Annotated in this window: 17 protein-coding genes and 1 tRNA gene; 10 read left to right on the top strand and 8 right to left on the bottom strand. The window is 61.1% G+C overall.

Annotation, left to right across the window (positions count from 1 at the left end; genetic code table 11):
• The first annotated feature begins 1 nt into the window (after window position 1).
• The 4 genes from NHH88_05585 (at window position 2) to trpC (ending at window position 3,209) form a co-directional block, all read left to right on the top strand.
• Entirely contained in the window at window positions 2–565 is a 564-nt protein-coding gene (locus NHH88_05585; protein ID USX15270.1) for an aminodeoxychorismate/anthranilate synthase component II, read from the top strand.
• A gap of 120 nt (window positions 566–685) precedes the next feature.
• Window positions 686–1,723 (top strand): anthranilate phosphoribosyltransferase, encoded by a 1,038-nt coding sequence (gene trpD, locus NHH88_05580; protein USX15269.1) that lies wholly within the window; start codon window positions 686–688, stop codon window positions 1,721–1,723.
• A gap of 12 nt (window positions 1,724–1,735) precedes the next feature.
• Entirely contained in the window at window positions 1,736–2,401 is a 666-nt protein-coding gene (locus NHH88_05575; GenBank protein USX15268.1) for a LysE family translocator, read from the top strand.
• 7 nt (window positions 2,402–2,408) lie between these two features.
• Window positions 2,409–3,209: an indole-3-glycerol phosphate synthase TrpC gene (trpC, locus tag NHH88_05570; protein USX15267.1), complete on the top strand. Its 801-nt coding sequence runs from the start codon at window positions 2,409–2,411 to the stop codon at window positions 3,207–3,209.
• 7 nt (window positions 3,210–3,216) lie between these two features.
• On the opposite strand, the gene NHH88_05565 is transcribed toward trpC, so the two are convergent.
• From NHH88_05565 to NHH88_05535, 7 genes are all read right to left on the bottom strand, one after another.
• Window positions 3,217–4,425 (bottom strand): GGDEF domain-containing protein, encoded by a 1,209-nt coding sequence (locus tag NHH88_05565; protein ID USX15266.1) that lies wholly within the window; start codon window positions 4,423–4,425, stop codon window positions 3,217–3,219.
• A gap of 239 nt (window positions 4,426–4,664) precedes the next feature.
• On the bottom strand, window positions 4,665–6,494 hold the full coding sequence (locus NHH88_05560) for a PDZ domain-containing protein (protein USX15265.1): 1,830 nt from the start codon (window positions 6,492–6,494) through the stop codon (window positions 4,665–4,667).
• 27 nt (window positions 6,495–6,521) lie between these two features.
• A complete protein-coding gene (locus NHH88_05555; protein USX15264.1) occupies window positions 6,522–7,106 on the bottom strand; it encodes a nucleotidyltransferase family protein in 585 nt (194 codons plus the stop codon).
• 5 nt (window positions 7,107–7,111) lie between these two features.
• Window positions 7,112–9,370 (bottom strand): xanthine dehydrogenase family protein molybdopterin-binding subunit, encoded by a 2,259-nt coding sequence (locus NHH88_05550; protein USX15263.1) that lies wholly within the window; start codon window positions 9,368–9,370, stop codon window positions 7,112–7,114.
• 11 nt (window positions 9,371–9,381) lie between these two features.
• Window positions 9,382–9,840, bottom strand: a complete 459-nt coding sequence (locus NHH88_05545; GenBank protein USX15262.1) for a (2Fe-2S)-binding protein — start codon at window positions 9,838–9,840, stop codon at window positions 9,382–9,384.
• 79 nt (window positions 9,841–9,919) lie between these two features.
• Window positions 9,920–10,648 carry a DsbC family protein gene (locus tag NHH88_05540; protein ID USX15261.1) on the bottom strand — a complete coding sequence of 243 codons (729 nt, stop codon included), beginning with the start codon at window positions 10,646–10,648 and terminating at the stop codon, window positions 9,920–9,922.
• A gap of 48 nt (window positions 10,649–10,696) precedes the next feature.
• Window positions 10,697–11,926, bottom strand: a complete 1,230-nt coding sequence (locus NHH88_05535) for an FAD-dependent monooxygenase (GenBank protein ID USX15260.1) — start codon at window positions 11,924–11,926, stop codon at window positions 10,697–10,699.
• A gap of 77 nt (window positions 11,927–12,003) precedes the next feature.
• Here NHH88_05535 and NHH88_05530 point away from each other — a divergent pair.
• A tRNA-Phe gene (locus NHH88_05530) sits at window positions 12,004–12,079 on the top strand.
• 51 nt (window positions 12,080–12,130) lie between these two features.
• Here NHH88_05530 and NHH88_05525 read toward each other — a convergent pair.
• Window positions 12,131–12,550, bottom strand: a complete 420-nt coding sequence (locus NHH88_05525; GenBank protein USX15259.1) for a hypothetical protein — start codon at window positions 12,548–12,550, stop codon at window positions 12,131–12,133.
• Between the two features lie 380 nt (window positions 12,551–12,930).
• Between NHH88_05525 and NHH88_05520 the strand changes: the two genes are divergently transcribed.
• The 5 genes from NHH88_05520 to NHH88_05500 all read left to right on the top strand — a co-directional run bounded on the left by NHH88_05520 (window position 12,931) and on the right by NHH88_05500 (window position 15,362).
• Entirely contained in the window at window positions 12,931–13,461 is a 531-nt protein-coding gene (locus NHH88_05520; GenBank protein USX15258.1) for a PAAR domain-containing protein, read from the top strand.
• 7 nt (window positions 13,462–13,468) lie between these two features.
• Window positions 13,469–14,071, top strand: a complete 603-nt coding sequence (locus NHH88_05515) for a paar repeat-containing protein (protein ID USX15257.1) — start codon at window positions 13,469–13,471, stop codon at window positions 14,069–14,071.
• Window positions 14,068–14,622, top strand: coding sequence for a hypothetical protein (locus tag NHH88_05510; GenBank protein ID USX15256.1), 555 nt, complete (start codon window positions 14,068–14,070; stop codon window positions 14,620–14,622). The genes NHH88_05515 and NHH88_05510 overlap by 4 nt, the downstream gene beginning before the upstream one ends.
• Before the next feature lie 84 nt (window positions 14,623–14,706).
• Window positions 14,707–15,123 carry a YidB family protein gene (locus tag NHH88_05505; protein ID USX15255.1) on the top strand — a complete coding sequence of 139 codons (417 nt, stop codon included), beginning with the start codon at window positions 14,707–14,709 and terminating at the stop codon, window positions 15,121–15,123.
• Window positions 15,124–15,254: 131 nt separating this feature from the next.
• Window positions 15,255–15,362: a DUF2384 domain-containing protein gene (locus tag NHH88_05500; GenBank protein USX17271.1), complete on the top strand. Its 108-nt coding sequence runs from the start codon at window positions 15,255–15,257 to the stop codon at window positions 15,360–15,362.
• The last annotated feature ends 138 nt before the right edge of the window (window positions 15,363–15,500 follow it).

Below are 15,500 nucleotides of genomic sequence, written 5' to 3'. Positions count from 1 at the left end.
GATGCTGCTAATGATCGACAACTACGACTCCTTCACCTACAACATCGTGCAGTACTTCGGCGAGCTGGGTGAGGATGTGCGCGTGTACCGCAACGATGAAATCACGATCGCGGAAATCGAGGCCCTGAACCCGGACCATATTTGTATTTCGCCGGGTCCGAAAGACCCGTCGCAGGCCGGCATCTCGATCGAAGTGCTCAAGCACTTCGCCGGCAAAAAGCCGATCCTGGGCGTGTGCCTCGGCCACCAGGCCATCGGCGAAGCGTTCGGCGGCAAGGTCATACGCGCCAAGCAGGTCATGCATGGCAAAACTTCTTTAATCGCGCATACGGGCGTGGGCGTCTTCAAGGACCTGCCCTCCCCGTTCACGGTGATCCGCTATCACTCGCTGGCAATCGAACGCAGCTCGCTGCCGTCCTGCCTCGAAGTGACGGCATGGACCGATGACGGTGAAATCATGGGCGTGCGCCACAAGGACTACGACATCGAGGGGGTGCAATTCCATCCCGAGTCCATCCTGTCGGAACACGGTCACGCACTGCTGAAGAACTTCCTGGTTCGCTAGCAAACCCGCACCGCCATGCGGGGTCTGACCCCTTGGGGTCAGACCCCTAACTGAACGGCATGCGTATCGCCCAAAGCGGGCTGCGGGTTTCGCGCTCTACAAATTAAAGAAGGAATTGCCATGGCTATCACCCATCAAGAAGCACTGCTGCGCTGCATCGAACACCGCGAGATTTTCCACGACGAGATGCTGCACCTGTTCCGCCAGATCATGTCCGGCGAAATGTCGCCGTCGATGATCGCGGCCCTGACCATGGGCCTGCGCGTGAAAAAAGAAACCATCGGCGAAATCGCCGCCGCCGCGCAAGTGATGCGCGAATTCTCCACCAAGGTGCCGATGGCCGACACCACCGGCCTGCTCGACATCGTCGGCACCGGCGGCGACGGCGCGCACACCTTCAACATCTCCACCGCCTCGATGTTCGTGGCGGCGGCGGCCGGCGCCCGCGTGGCCAAGCACGGCGGGCGCAGCGTGTCGTCGTCGTCCGGCAGCGCCGACGTGATCGAATCGCTGGGCGCCAACATCAACCTGAAGCCCGAGCAGATCGCGCAATCGATCGCGCAGACCGGCATCGGCTTCATGTTCGCGCCCAACCACCATGCGGCGATGAAGCACGCCGCGCCGGTGCGCAGGGAACTGGGCGTGCGCACCATCTTCAACATCCTGGGACCGCTGACCAATCCGGCCGGCGCGCCGAACATCCTGATGGGCGTTTTCCACGCCGATTTGGTGGGCATCCAGGTGCGCGTGTTGCAGCGCCTCGGTGCGCAGCACGCCATCGTCGTCTACGGCCGCGATAACATGGATGAAGTGTCGCTGGGCGCCGGCACCCTGGTCGGTGAACTGATCGACGGCGAAATCCGCGAGTACGAAATCCATCCCGAGGACTTCGGCCTGCCGATGATCGCCAGCCGCAATCTGAAAGTGGCCAACGCCACCGAATCGAAGGCGAAGATGATGGAAGCGCTGCGCGGCGAACCTGGCGCGGCGTTCGACATCGTCTCGCTCAACGCCGGCACCGCGCTGTACGCGGCCGGCGTGGCCAGCTCGATCGAGGACGGCCTGGCGCGCGCGCGCGTGGCGATCAACTCCGGCGACGCGCTGAAGAAGATCGAGCAGTTCGTGCAGGTCACGCAAAGCCTCGCCTCCACCAACTAAGGGGCGGCGATCATGTACGGCATCCACGACCTGACGCTGTTTATCATCTCCGGCCTGCTGCTCAACATCATGCCCGGCCCCGATTCGCTGCTGATCATGACGCGCAGCGCGACCCAGGGCTGGCGCGCCGGTTCGGCCGCCGCGCTGGGCATCGGCGCCGGCACGATGATCCATATTTTCGCCGCCGCGCTGGGTTTATCGGCGCTGCTGTCGACGTCCGCCGCCGCCTTCACGGTGGTCAAGTGGGTGGGCGCGGCCTACATCATCTACGTCGGCATCGGCATGCTGCGCGCCAAACTGCGCGGCGAGGCCGAAGCGCAGACCGATGACGCAGGGGCGGCGGCTGCGGCCGCCACGCGTCTGCCGTACCGTAAGATCTTCTTCCAGGGTTTTCTGACCAATGTGCTGAACCCCAAGGTCGCCTTGTTCTTCCTGGCGTTCGTGCCGCAGTTTATCTCGGCCGATTCGGCCAGCAAACCGCTGGCGTTCATCATCCTGGGCTGCATCTTCAATTTCAACGGCATGCTATGCTGTCACGGTCTGGCCGTCTTCACGGCCTTCGCCAGCGCGCGGCTCAAGGTCAAGCCGCTGGTCGCCCTTTGGCTCAACCGCGTCACCGGCGGCCTTTTCGTCGCACTTGGCCTGCGCCTGGCGCTGGCGGAACAACAATCATCCTAGGTCCATCATGTCCGACATTCTGAATAAAATCCTCGCAGTCAAAGCCGACGAAGTCGCCGCCGCCAAAAAACACCGCGGCTTCGCCAGCCTGCGCGCCGACGTCGAAGGCAACGCCGAACTGCGCGCCGACCTGCGCGGCTTCGAGGCCAGCCTGCGCCAGAAGATCGCCGCCGGTTCGGCCGGCATCATCAGCGAAGTGAAAAAAGCCTCGCCGTCGAAAGGCGTGATCCGCGCCGACTTCCGCCCCGCCGACATCGCCGTCAGCTACGCGGCCAATGGCGCCGCGTGCCTGTCGGTGCTGACGGACGAACAATTCTTCCAGGGCTCCGAGGCCTATCTGCGGGAGGCGCGCGCCGCCTGCGCGATTCCGGTGCTGCGCAAGGACTTCATGATCGACGTTTACCAAATCTACGAAGCGCGCGCGATGGGCGCGGACGCGATCCTGCTGATCGTCTCCGCCCTGGACCACGGCCTGATGGCGGAAATGGAAGCCTGCGCCCACGAATTGGGCATGGGCGTGCTGGTCGAAACCCACGACGGCGACGAACTGACCGCCGCCCTGCGCCTGAACACCGCCATGGTGGGCATCAACAACCGCAACCTGCGCACCTTCGAAACGTCGCTGTCGACCACCATCGGCCTGCTGGACCGCATTCCGCCGGAAAAACTGGTAATCACCGAGTCCGGCATCATGGTGCCGGAAGACGTCAAGCTGATGCGCGACGCCAATGTCCACGCCTTCCTGGTGGGCGAAGCCTTCATGCGCGCGCCCGATCCGGGCGCCGAGCTGAGCCGCCTGTTCAGCTAAGCGGAAGCTACGCGGACGCGTGCAGCGGTAAAACCGCCTCGGCGGCGATCTCTATGCGGTCGCGGCCGCGCTCCTTGGCGCAGTACAGCGCCCGGTCGGCACGCAGTAAAATGTTGTCTAAATCCTCATCCGGACTGACCTGGCAGGCGATGCCGATGCTGACCGTATAGGGCGGCAAGGCGGCCGCCGCCGCGCTCTGTTCGCTCTCCGTTTCGGAACGCGGCGCCCTCAACACTGTTTGTATACGCTCGGCGACATGGTGCGCGCGCTCCAGGCCGGTGGCCGGCAACAGCACGACGAACTCCTCGCCACCGAACCTGGCGACATGATCGGAGGCCCGCAGCGCCTTCGCGATCACCGACGCCACGTCGGTTAAAACCCGATCACCCGTTGAATGTCCATAGCAATCATTGATCGCCTTGAAGTAATCCAGATCGATGCTAAGCATCGTCATGACCGTCTGTTCCCGGCGCATCAGCGCGTGTTCCTTGGCATAGACCTCGTTAAAACCACGCCGATTGAGCACCTGCGTGAGCGGGTCCAGGGTCGAGCGGCGCTCCAGTATCGTCTGCAAACGGCGGGTGGCGACCGTCATGAATCCTACCGTTAATAACAACGTCATGAAATGACTGGTGAGCAGATACAGGTTTTGATTCGGGCCGCTGACGAATAAATTCATATCGTCGCTGCTATGGGTCATCGCCAGAACGCCCCGTATCAGCACCACCACCGACTGGAATAACATCAGCAAGCCGAAAAACACGGTCGAGAAATGGCGTTCGCCATATCCCCATATCAGCACGACCTGATAGGAATAAAAAACAAACGCCAGAATGGAAAAGATGGCGAGGCGCCCTGAATAATCAGGATTAACAATCACGTAATACCCGCTGGCGACCATTCCCAAAGCCCACACGAAATGGAATAACCACCACGAGCATTCGCGGCTGTAAAACATCTGCGTGCCGATCAGCCCGAAACCAAGCCCCCACAGAATAACGGCATTGGCGCACAGAGGCGACAATATATTGCCGAGCAGTCCGCTGGTCGATGCGTAAATTCCCGAGCCGAACGCCAGCAACACCAGGCTGATCGCCCATTGCTTCAGGCCTTTGATTTCTCTGGGAAAACTTGAATGGGCGGAATAGAGGACGACACTCATCGCAACGGCCATTACGGTCGACATCAAAACAATAGTGGCGGGATCGAGTGGCATAACTTGCGAATCGGTAGCTGACCAATAGAGAGTTATGGTTAAATTCTAAACCACTTCGACACTTGCCGGAAAATTAAGCCCCTCAAAAACGCTGCATTGCACAAGAATATGACACCGACGCGTCAGCGCATGCCGGATTTTGGTTATTACGTGCCAATATTTGGCATGAAATTGGCGAAAAGAAACCGCCAGCGCCAGCAAAACGGTGAACCGTTGCGGCGGTGGCGGCGATTGAGGGCCTAGCGGACGGCGCTGGGGCGCAGCGGACCCGTCGATTTTTTGGCGACCGGGTCCAACCCCAAGGTGATGCCGGGTACCCGTTCACCCTGCAGCGTCATACTGAAAGTCATTAGCTCGTCCCGACGGAAGGCATGCACCTCCACGTTCGAGCCGACGCCGTAGCGCGAGAGCAGCGTTTCCAGATTGGTCGCATTCACGCGCAAACCATCAATGGCGACCAATAAATCACCCGCCGACAAACCCGCCAAATGCGCCGCGCCATTTTCATGGACACTCGATAATTTGCAATCATTACCGTCGCGGCCGATATTCGCATCCAGGCTCGGTTTTGAAGTTTTACGCTCGTCGCTATATTTAACGCCGAACGGCGCCAGCATTTTAGCCAGCGGCACATCCTCGGTACCGCGTATATATTTATCGAAGAATGGTTTGAAACGCCCACCGCTGATTTCATCGAACAGCGCTTCCACCTCGGCCGGGGTTACACCGCGTCCGCCGCCGTTATAAAAGTCGCGGCCGTAACGCTGCCATAATGCGCGCATCACATCGTCCAACGATTTCTTGCCGCCGGTTTTAGCACGGATACTCAAATCCAGGGCTAGGCCGATCAGCGAACCTTTCGTGTAATAACTAATGATTGCATTGGGCGCATTTTCATCCTGGCGATAATATTTACCCCATGCATCAAAGCTGGACTCGGCGACGCTTTGTTTGGTGCGGCCGCTACCGCGCAGCACGCTGGCTATGGTTTTTCCCAGTAACTTGAAATAGGCCGGCTCGGCGATCACGCCGGCGCGCACCAGCATCAGGTCGTCGTAATAGCTGGTGAAGCCTTCGAACAGCCACAGTAGCGGTGAGTAGTTTTCGACTTGTAAATTGTAAGGCGCGAAGGCCGCCGGCTTGATGCGCTTTACGTTCCAGGTATGGAAATACTCATGGCTGCACAAGCCCAGGTATTGCAGGTAGCCGTCACTGATGTCCTTGCTGGTGGCGGTGGTGCTCGGCAAATCGGCGCGGGCGCAGATCAGCGCGGTCGAGGCACGGTGCTCCAGGCCGCCGTAGCCGTCGCCGACCGCCAGGGTCATGAAGACGTAACGGTTCATCGGCGCCTGCTTCGATTTCGGCTCGAAGAAGGCGATCTGGGTCTCGCAGATCTTTTTCAGGTCGGCGCTCAGGCGCGCCAGGTCCAGGTTCGGCACCCGGCCGCTGATGACGATGTCGTGCGGGATGCCGTGGGCCTTGAAGGTGGCCAGCGCGAAATCGCCCTGCTCCACCGGATGGTCGATCAATTCATCGTAGTCGGCGGCGATGTACGTGCCAAAACCATAACGCTTGGCCTTCAGCTCCGGCAGCGACGTCGCCACGCGCCACGTCTGCGCCGCCTCGTCGGCGGGACGCTGGATGTCAACCACGTGGGGTTGGTCTTCCTGCCCCAGCACGCGCAGGAACACGCTGGTGCCGTTGAAGAAAGCGTGGTTCTGGTCCAGATGCGCGGCCCGCACCGACAAATCCCAGGCGTAGACTTCGTAGTGCAGCGTGAGCGGCGACGGGCCGGTTTTCAGCGGGTCCGTTTGAGGCGCCGCCTGCCAGGAGTGTTTATCGAGCTTGGTCAGCGCGACCGGTTCGCCGTTCGACTCGGCGCGGATGCGCACAATATTGCGTGAAAACTCACGGATCATGTAACTGCCCGGTATCCAGGCCGGCAGCGCGAATATCTGGCCGTCCGGCGCCGGCGCGTCCACCGTCAGCGTGACGTGGAACAGGTGCGCCGCCAGATCGTGACCGACGATGCTGTAGGCGATGGCGGGGTTCTTGTTCGGTTTTTTCATGTCGGTCCTTGTGTTGAGGTCCTATGTTTATGCAGCGCCGCGCAAATCGCCTGGCGTATCGATATCGCGCACCACGCCGGCGTCGTCGACCACCACCTCGCTCACGGCATGGCTTTTCAGGATCGCGCGCGCGCCCTGGTCGCCGGATAGCGCCAGCAGCAGCGGCAAATGAAAGCTGCTGAAGGCGACCGGGTTGCCGCGCCGCCGTTCATGCACGGGCGCCGCGATGCGCGCGCCCCGCTCCACCGTGGCGGACAGCGCGCGGATGGTTTCCGGCTGCACGTAGGGCATGTCGCCCAACGCGATCACCCAGCCTTCTGCGCCCTTCGTGTGTTCGATCGCCGTCGTCAGCGACTCGCCCATACCCAGATCGGCGTCGGCGCATACGCGCACCTCGCATCCGAGGGCGCCCAGCAGCGCCGCCACCTTGTCGTCACCGGGCCGCACCACAGCCAGCACGCGCGGCAGCGCGGCCAGCATGTTCTTCGCGCTGGCCGCGACCACCAGGTCGCCAGTGGCGCCGTCCACGGTTTGCAGCAGCTTGTTTTGAACGCCGGACGGATCGAAACGCTTTCCCCGTCCGGCCGCCAGCAAAATACCCGTCAGCGCCATGCGCCTTACGCCTTGGCCGTGCTCAAATCGAACGGCAGCTTGCGCAGGCGCTTGCCGGTCAACTTGAACAAAGCGTTGGCGAAGGCCGGCGCAAGCGGCGGCAAGCCAGGTTCGCCGATACCGGTCGGCGGATCGTTGGACGGCACGATATGCACGTCGATGACCGGCATGTCGGTCATGCGCGCCACCGTGTAGTCGCTGAAGTTCTGCTGGTCCACCACGCCGTCCTTGATCGTGATCGCGGCGCCGGGCAAGGTCATGCCGAGCCCCATCAACGCCGCGCCCTGGATCTGCGCTTCGATCGTCAGCGGATTGACGGCCGTGTTGCAGTGGACGCCGGCAGTGACCTTGTTCAGCTTGGGCGTGCCGTCCTTGTTCACCGACGCCACCACGACATAAGCCACCACGGTGCCGAAGGCTTCGTGCACCGCCACGCCCCACGCCTGGCCTTTGGGCAAAGCCTTCTTGCCATAGCCGGATTTGGCGACCGCCAGCTCCAGCGCCGCAACGTGGCGCTTGCCCTTCTCGCCCATCAGCTTTTTGCGGTAGGCGACAGGATCCATCTTGGCCGCGTGCGCGGCTTCGTCGATCAGCGTCTCCATCACGTAGGCGGTGTGGGTTGCGCCGACGGAGCGCCACCACAGCACCGGGACATTGGCCTTGACCGCGTGCGCGCTCAGGTTCAGCGGCACCTCGTACGGCTCGCCCATGCCCTCGACCATGGTCGAATCGACGCCGTCCTTGATCATCACATGCTCGAACGGCGTGCCGGTGATGATCGACTGGCCGACGATGACGTGGTCCCAGGCGACGATGCCGCCCTTGGCATCCATGCCGATGTCGGCGCGGTGCACGTGCGACGGCCGATAGTAACCGCCCTTGATGTCGTCCTCGCGGCTCCACACCACCTTGACCGGTTCGGTCTTGCCGGCGGCCTTCCAGGCCTTCGCGATATTGACCGCTTCGACCAGATAGTCGGAACTCGGCACCGCGCGGCGGCCAAAGCCGCCGCCGGCAGTCATCGTGTTCAGCACCACCTGCTCCGGCTTCAGGCCGGCGGTGGCGGCGATGGCGCCATGGTCGAAGGTTTGGAACTGGGTGCCGGCCCACACGGTGCAGCCGTCTGCGCGCAGGTCGACCACGCAATTGAGCGGCTCCATCGGCGCGTGCGCCAGATACGGGAACTCGTAGACGGCGGAGATCTTCTTCGCCGCGCCGGCCAGCTTGGAGGTGTCGGCCTTGCGCACGGGGGTACCGGGTTTGCGCGCCAAGGTCTTGAACTCGGCCAACTGCTTGTCGCTGCTGACTTTTTCGACGCCGCTGGTGTCCCAGTCGATGACCAGCGCCTCGCGGCCCATCTTGGCCGGCCAGTAGCCGTCGGCCACCACCACCACGCCGCTGCCGCCGCGATCGGTCGATACCTGCAGCACTTCGATCACGCCCTTGATGGCCTTGGCCTTGCTGGCGTCGAACTTGGCGACCTTGGCGCCGAACACCGGCGGCCGCGCCACCACGGCGACCTTGCTGTTCGGCGCCTTGAAGTCGATGCCGAACTGCTGCTTGCCGTTCGATTTCGCCGTCGCGTCCAGGCGCTTGACGGGCGTGCCGATGATCGTGAAGTCCTTCGGGTCCTTCAGCTTGACGCTGGCGGGCACCGGCTGCTTCATGGCCGCATCGGCTATCGCGCCATAGGTGGCCGTCTGGCCTGCCGGGCCGGTCAAGATGCCCTTGGCCGTCTTGACCTGCTCCGGTGGCACCTTCCACTGCTCGGCCGCCGCCGCGATCAGCATCGCGCGCGCCTTGGCGCCGATTTCGCGGTACTGGATATACGAGTGGGCAATGCTGCCCGAGCCGCCGGTGATCTGGATGCCGAAGATCGGGTCCTTGTATTGTTCACCGGCCGGCGCCAGCGCGCCGACCATGTTCGACCAGTCGGCGTCCAGCTCCTCGGCGATCAGCATCGGCAGCGAGGTTTGCACGCCCTGCCCGATTTCGATGCGGTTGACCTGCACCGTCACCGTGTTATCCGGCGCGATGCGCAGGAAGGCGTTCGGCTCATAGACCTTGGCCGGCTGCTGCGCGTTGGCGAGGCGGCCCGCGCCGGGCAGGAAAAAGCCCAGCACCAGTCCACCGCCGGCGACGGCGCCGGCTTTCATGAAACTGCGGCGCGAAAGGCCGGCGGCATCCGCGGCCACCGGCGCGGAGCCCGAAGCCAACGAGGCCAACGAAGCCATGTTTTCCTGATTAATCCATTCGATACGCATACGGTGCTCCTTTAAGCGATGGTACTGGCGGCGTCTTTAATGGCGGCGCGTATGCGTTGATAGGTGCCACACCGGCAGATATTGCCGCTCATGGCGTTGTCGATGTCGGCGTCCGACGGCTTTTTGTTCGTGCGCAGCAGCGCGGTCGCGCTCATGATCTGGCCGCTCTGACAGTAGCCGCATTGCGGCACGTCGAGCTTGACCCAGGCGTCCTGCACGGCCTTGCCGATCTTGTCGTTCTCCATGGCCTCGATGGTGGTGATCTTCTGGCCGACAGCGGCCGAAATCGGCGTCACGCACGAGCGGATCGGTTCACCGGCCAGGTGCACGGTGCAGGCGCCGCACAGCGCCGCGCCGCAACCGAACTTGGTGCCAGTCATGTTCAGGTTATCGCGCAGCGTCCATAAAATCGGCGTCGATGGATCGGCGTCGACCTGCACGTCCTTGCCGTTGATATTCAAGGTGATCATTTCAATTCTCCTGGAGGGAAACCGCTTATAGATATATTTTTAGGGGACCGCTTGGGTCCCCTGGCAAATCGGCTGAAGCTTACTGTTTAAGCTTGGCGAACTTCGCCTCCAGCGCCTTGGTGTCGACCGCGCCGGGAATGCGCGAGCCGTCGGCGAAGAAGATCGACGGGGTGCCGGACACGCCCAGTTTGCGGCCCAGCGCCAGCACGTCCTGGTTCGGGGTTTTGCAGGATTCGGCGGCGGTCGCCGGCGCCTTACCGTTCAACATCCAGTCGTCCCAGGCCTTGTTGCGGTCCGTCGCGCACCACACGCCTGCCGACTTGGTGAACGAGTCCTCGCGCAGGATGTTGTACATGAAGGTGTAGACGGTGACGTTGTCGATGTCCTTGAGCGTGGTCTTGCGGAACTGCTTGCAGTAGCCGCAGTTCGGATCCTCGAACACGGCGATCACGCGCGAGCCGTCGCCCTTAACGGTCTTGAGGGCCTTGTCCAGCGGCAGATCGGAGAACTTGATCTTGTTGATATCGTCGATGCGCTCGCGCGTCAGATCGGTGCCGGTGGTCAGGTTGAAGATATGACCGTTGAACACATAGGTGCCGGTTTTATCGGTGTAGAGGATCTCGTTACCCATGCGGATTTCGTACAGGCCGGCGTAAGGCGTGGCCTTGACCGAATCGACCTTCACGCCCTCGCCCAGGCGCGGCTCGACCAGCTTCTTGATCTCTTCCTCGGTCGGCGAGGTTTGAGCCTGGCCGCAAGACGCCATCATCACAGACAACAACAGCAAAACGAACTTACTTTTTTTCATGACATCTCCGGTGACTACTGACAGTCCATGCCGCCGCCTTTTTTCCACTCACTTGCCCATGGCGTGAGAGATCAAGCGGCGCTTCAGCACAGGTAATTTATCCAACAAGTTTAATCCCAAATTGCGGACCACGCGCAAGGGTTCTATGTCGGCGCCGAACAGGCGCGCCAGGCCATCGGTGGTCAGCTGCATCAGCAGCACGTCTTCCTTGCGGGCGCGTTCGTAGCGGGCCAGCACGCGGTCGTCGCCGACGCCGCGCTGCGGTTCGCGCTCGGCCAGGGTCTTCATCAGCTGCGCCACGTCGGCGAAGCCCAGGTTCATGCCATGGCCGGCCAACGGATGGACCACATGGGCGGCGTCGCCGACCAGCGCCACGCGCGGCGACGTCATCGTGTGCGGGCGTAGCAGGCGCAGTGGGAAATCGCGCACCAGCTCCGGCTGCAGCGGCGTCAGGGCGCCCAGTTTTTCGGCGGCGTAGACGGCCAGGCGCTCGGCGATCTGCGCGGCCGATTCCTCGCGCAGCCGGTCGGCCAGCAGGTCCGGCGCCGACCACACCAGCGACACCCGGTTGCCGGGCAGCGGCAGCAGCGCCACGATGCCCTCGGCGCCGGTGAACCACTGGAAGGCGGCGCCATGGTGGGGTTTTTCGCAATCGAAGTTGGTCACCACGGCGCGCTGGGCGTAGCTGCGGTAATCGAGGCCGATGTCGCACTGGCCGCGCACCCAGGAATCGGCGCCGTCGGCGCCCACCACCAGCTGCGCCCTGACGCTGGCGCCGTCGTCCAGCCGCACGGTGGCGTGGTCGTCGCCGCGCACCAGCTCCGCCGCCCGGCCATGGACCAGGGTCACGTTGCGGGCGAATTTGAGGGCGGCGTCGAGCGCCTGCCCGAGGTTGCGGTCTTCCAGTATCCAGGCCAGGGTGCCGGTGTGGGCGCCGTAGGCGTCGAACGCCAGGTCGCCGGCGCGGGCGCCGTCGCCCTGGATGATCATCGCGTCGACCGGCGCCACGCGGGCGGCGTCGAGCGCGTCCCAGACCTTCAGCGACGACAGCAAATCGCGGGCGGTGTGGTTCAGGGCGTAGACCCGGGCGTCCCAGCCTGGATCGGCGGCGGTGGAGGCGCCGGCCGGCGCGGACGGCGGCGATGGCGGAGGACAGAGCAAGGCGACGCTCAGGCCGGACTGGGCCAGGCCGAGCGCGGTGGTCTTTGCAATCGCGCCATTGCCAACAATGCAAATGTCACTCTCGATAACGCGCGGCGGGGACGATGGATTATTCATCCACCCATTATAGCGTTTGTGTGCGCGAGAAATTGTTCCTTGCAATTTCGCTCCGGCCTGCTATAATTCTGCTCCTTGGCCTGGTAGCTCAGTTGGTAGAGCAGAGGATTGAAAATCCTTGTGTCGGTGGTTCGATTCCGCCCCGGGCCACCAAGAATATTAAAAAGCCACCTTCGGGTGGCTTTTTTGTTTCTCCCCCCCCCCTTATTCTTTCTTTTCCCTGAATTCGCCATCGATCACCGTGTCGTCGGTGGGCTTGACAGAGTTGCGGCCAGTGAATTTGAAGACGGAGCCCAGCAGGCGATCGAATATAGCGCGCCGCAACCACGGGAAGGACAGAAGAAACGCCGTCGTGACCCCGATGAACAGTGCGGGCACGTAGTCGCCTTGCCAGACAAAGTGCAACAAGCACAGTGCCAGGATGCTCACGATGAGCGGGCGACGGACCGGTTTCGGTAACAGGCCGACAATGCGCGGCTTACCGTTGCTTATCCAGGGAAATCTCGCAAAAAGAGCGCCAAGCAGCAGGCCCGCGACAAACCGGCCCGTGCCAAGTTGATCGGCAAATACGCCGACGACCAGGAAACCGGTATAGGCCATCGTCCCGGCCAATGCAAACAGCACGACCAATGCAACCGTGGCCGTTAGCTTGGGCAGGCGAATCGCCGTTCTGACTAAAAAGGGTAGGATTTGTATACTCCTGCAAATTGGGGGGGGGGGGGGCGGAAGACGATTGCAAATTCTAACAGCACTTTCTGGAACATCGCCGCGCAAGCTGACCAGCAGGTCCCGGCACGTAGGCGTGACGCGTCTAGCGCTAAACATCTACATCTGCTGGCCTTCTACAGCCTGGTCGAGTGCCGCTTCGGCCACGTCAAATCGCGCAGCCGTAAACTGCAAACAGGACTGCCAACCGCATGTTTTCTGCGATTGCGCAAACCACGTTCTTACGGTCAGCCAAATAATTTCCTATTGGCCATGCACTGTGCATGCGGGGAGAAAGTATGAAGCGCTACACAATTACGCTAGGGGCAACCACCACGGCGGGCGGCAAGGTCATTTCGGCGTCTAGTAATGGCAGCATCAACGGTTCCCCGATTGCTCTCGAAAACGATTTGGTTTTCTGCCCTGTCTGCAAATCCCAAGGGAAGATACGTTGCATGGAACCACGTATTCCCGAGCTTTGGAACGGCAAAAAAGTGGCATTGGAAGATGACCTTTGCCTCTGCGGATGCCCCGCTCTACCTCGCCTGGTGCCGAATCAGTCTCTCCGATGTCAACAGCTCAGTGCTCCCGGCAAGGGGGACACGTCGACATCTTCCCAACAGGATCCCGTGACACGGAAGAATGATGACAAATTTTTCGACGACAGATTTGTCCTATTTGATGAGGATACCGATAGGCCCATGCCGAACACCGAGTATGCGATACGGCGGGCAAACGGCCAGTTGGAGTTCGGCGTTACGGACGCGGAAGGAAGGACTCATCTGCTTACGACCACGATGGAAGCAGAAACCGTTGACATCTATTCGTGAGGGCTAAATGACGACAACAATCACCTCTCCTTCCGGCCGCCCCCTTCATCATCGTGCGACCAGAAACACGACTCCACGCGAAGATGCCGAAGCAAAGTTGGTGCGTATCAAGCGAAACAAGGAACAGCGATTGGCCGAGATGAGGGAACACCTGAAGAATCCCAACATCAAAGCGTTTCTCAAGGCGGTAGCCGATGCCGAAGGCGGCGGGTATGACTTCAAATACGGTGCGGTGAAAGGAAAGAAAAAAGACCCTTGGCGCTTTACCGACTACTCGACGCACCCAGGTCCTGGGAGCGGTGGCGTGACCACGGCCTCAGGCATGTATCAAATCAACAAAGTCACGTGGCAAGATCACGGTGAACGTCGCATGGGGCTGACGGACTTTACGCCGGAGACGCAAGACCTCATCGCAGTATCAATGCTTCAAGCGCGTAGCGTCATTGATAAAATTAAAGACGGAGACATCGAGGCTGGCCTCTCTCAAGCATCGAAACAATGGGCTGCGCTGCCAGAGGGAAGAGGAAAACCGGGCCGCTACAACCAACCATATGTCGAATTCGATCGCTTCGAGGCGGCATATAAAGCTGCAGGAGGAACGACCAAGTGATTAAGATCGCAATCACACTTACGGTCCTTATAGGCTGCGCTTCGCTCGCGCATGCTGATTCGGCTATGCCACAGGTTGGCGAGAAATTCGTCGAGGCACAGACACGGCTCCACGCGGACGGTTGGAGGGCAGATCCGGGTTCCCATGCTTCCTCTGGCGAATACATGGGACTTGATCGCTTGCTTGTCCAGAGTGGATACCCGGAGGTCGATTACTGCAGTGTCGGAAAGTCCTTTTGCACCCTGCAGTACGTCAAGGGAAAAGCATGTCTGCGTGTGCAGACACAAGGAGAACAAATCAGCGAGATGAAAGTTGAGCGATGGTCCAATGCCTGCCGGGACCGCCGAGCAGACGAACAAACGCATGTGCTACCAGCCGACGTTCGTTATGTCGCGCAATGGAAAAGCGACTGCGAGAAATTCGGGCAGTGTGATGGTTTCGATGCCTATATGCGCGCAGCGAAGAAAAAGTACGCACAAGATGCCGAGGTAATGAGGGTCCTTAACACTTACGAGACATCAGCCGAAATCGGGCCTGGTCCGAATTGGTAAGCCACTTGAGTAAACTTGTGCTCTAATGGTTATGACAACTACGCGGTATTGCGCGTTTTCAACCACCACCTCTAGGAGCAAATGATGGGATTACTCGATCAACTGGCAGGGCAAGTCATCGGTTCGCTGGGCGCCCAGAAGCAGGACTCCGTCTCCCAAAGCGATCTGCTCGGTGGTGTGATGGGCTTGATTAACAATGCCGGCGGCCTGCAAGGTATTTTGCAGCAGCTGCAATCGAGCGGAATCGCCGATCAGGTCGCGTCATGGATCGGCACCGGCGAGAACGTCCCGGTGTCCGGCAACCAGATCGCCGACGCGCTGGGCGCCGACAAGGTCTCCCAGATCGCCCAGCACGCCGGCATCGAACCCGAACACGCCGCCACCGGCCTGGCCCAGTTGCTGCCGCAAATTATCGACAAGCTTACGCCCGGCGGCCAGATACCGCAGAACGAATTGCTGGAGCAAGGTCTAAGTCTACTGCGGGGCAAACTTTTTGGCTAATCGCCAGACCGGCTTTTAAAAATGGACCAGCTATCTGAAAACACGACGAAGTCGCGCGCTGAAAAGTATGGCTGCGTGCGCTCGCCGTATTTGAAGATGAGCAATCGGCCAAATACTGGCTAAACCAGGAAATCAGGTCTCTGGGCGGGGTGACCCCTCTTTCGCTACTGGGCACCCCGGCCGGGGACGAGCTTGTGCTCGATACGCTGGGTCGCATTGAACAAGGGATCGTGTCGTAGCGGCTAACACGAGGGGTACGATCCCCGCCTGCAAAAGCCCATCCATACCGCGGATCGCGCGGCCTGTCGCATGGTCAACCTTGCAACTCCGTCTTGGTCTATCATCGTCTTGTGATTTTTTCATTCTTTCCACAACGA

Source organism: Oxalobacteraceae bacterium OTU3CAMAD1, assembly GCA_024123915.1.
In the GTDB taxonomy this organism is placed as follows: Bacteria; Pseudomonadota; Gammaproteobacteria; order Burkholderiales; family Burkholderiaceae_D; genus Rugamonas.
Note: the sequence above shows the minus strand (reverse complement) of the source record. Positions and strands in the feature narration are given on the sequence as shown.

Excerpts from the sequence above, each read along its gene's own strand:
- NHH88_05585 (USX15270.1), top strand. The coding sequence starts at position 2 with ATGCTGCTAATGATCGACAACTACGACTCCTTCACCTACAACATCGTG.
- trpD (USX15269.1), top strand. The coding sequence starts at position 686 with ATGGCTATCACCCATCAAGAAGCACTGCTGCGCTGCATCGAACACCGC.
- NHH88_05575 (USX15268.1), top strand. The coding sequence starts at position 1,736 with ATGTACGGCATCCACGACCTGACGCTGTTTATCATCTCCGGCCTGCTG.
- trpC (USX15267.1), top strand. The coding sequence starts at position 2,409 with ATGTCCGACATTCTGAATAAAATCCTCGCAGTCAAAGCCGACGAAGTC.
- NHH88_05565 (USX15266.1), bottom strand. The coding sequence starts at position 4,425 with ATGCCACTCGATCCCGCCACTATTGTTTTGATGTCGACCGTAATGGCC.
- NHH88_05560 (USX15265.1), bottom strand. The coding sequence starts at position 6,494 with ATGAAAAAACCGAACAAGAACCCCGCCATCGCCTACAGCATCGTCGGT.
- NHH88_05555 (USX15264.1), bottom strand. The coding sequence starts at position 7,106 with ATGGCGCTGACGGGTATTTTGCTGGCGGCCGGACGGGGAAAGCGTTTC.
- NHH88_05550 (USX15263.1), bottom strand. The coding sequence starts at position 9,370 with ATGCGTATCGAATGGATTAATCAGGAAAACATGGCTTCGTTGGCCTCG.
- NHH88_05545 (USX15262.1), bottom strand. The coding sequence starts at position 9,840 with ATGATCACCTTGAATATCAACGGCAAGGACGTGCAGGTCGACGCCGAT.
- NHH88_05540 (USX15261.1), bottom strand. The coding sequence starts at position 10,648 with ATGAAAAAAAGTAAGTTCGTTTTGCTGTTGTTGTCTGTGATGATGGCG.
- NHH88_05535 (USX15260.1), bottom strand. The coding sequence starts at position 11,926 with ATGAATAATCCATCGTCCCCGCCGCGCGTTATCGAGAGTGACATTTGC.
- NHH88_05520 (USX15258.1), top strand. The coding sequence starts at position 12,931 with ATGAAGCGCTACACAATTACGCTAGGGGCAACCACCACGGCGGGCGGC.
- NHH88_05515 (USX15257.1), top strand. The coding sequence starts at position 13,469 with ATGACGACAACAATCACCTCTCCTTCCGGCCGCCCCCTTCATCATCGT.
- NHH88_05505 (USX15255.1), top strand. The coding sequence starts at position 14,707 with ATGGGATTACTCGATCAACTGGCAGGGCAAGTCATCGGTTCGCTGGGC.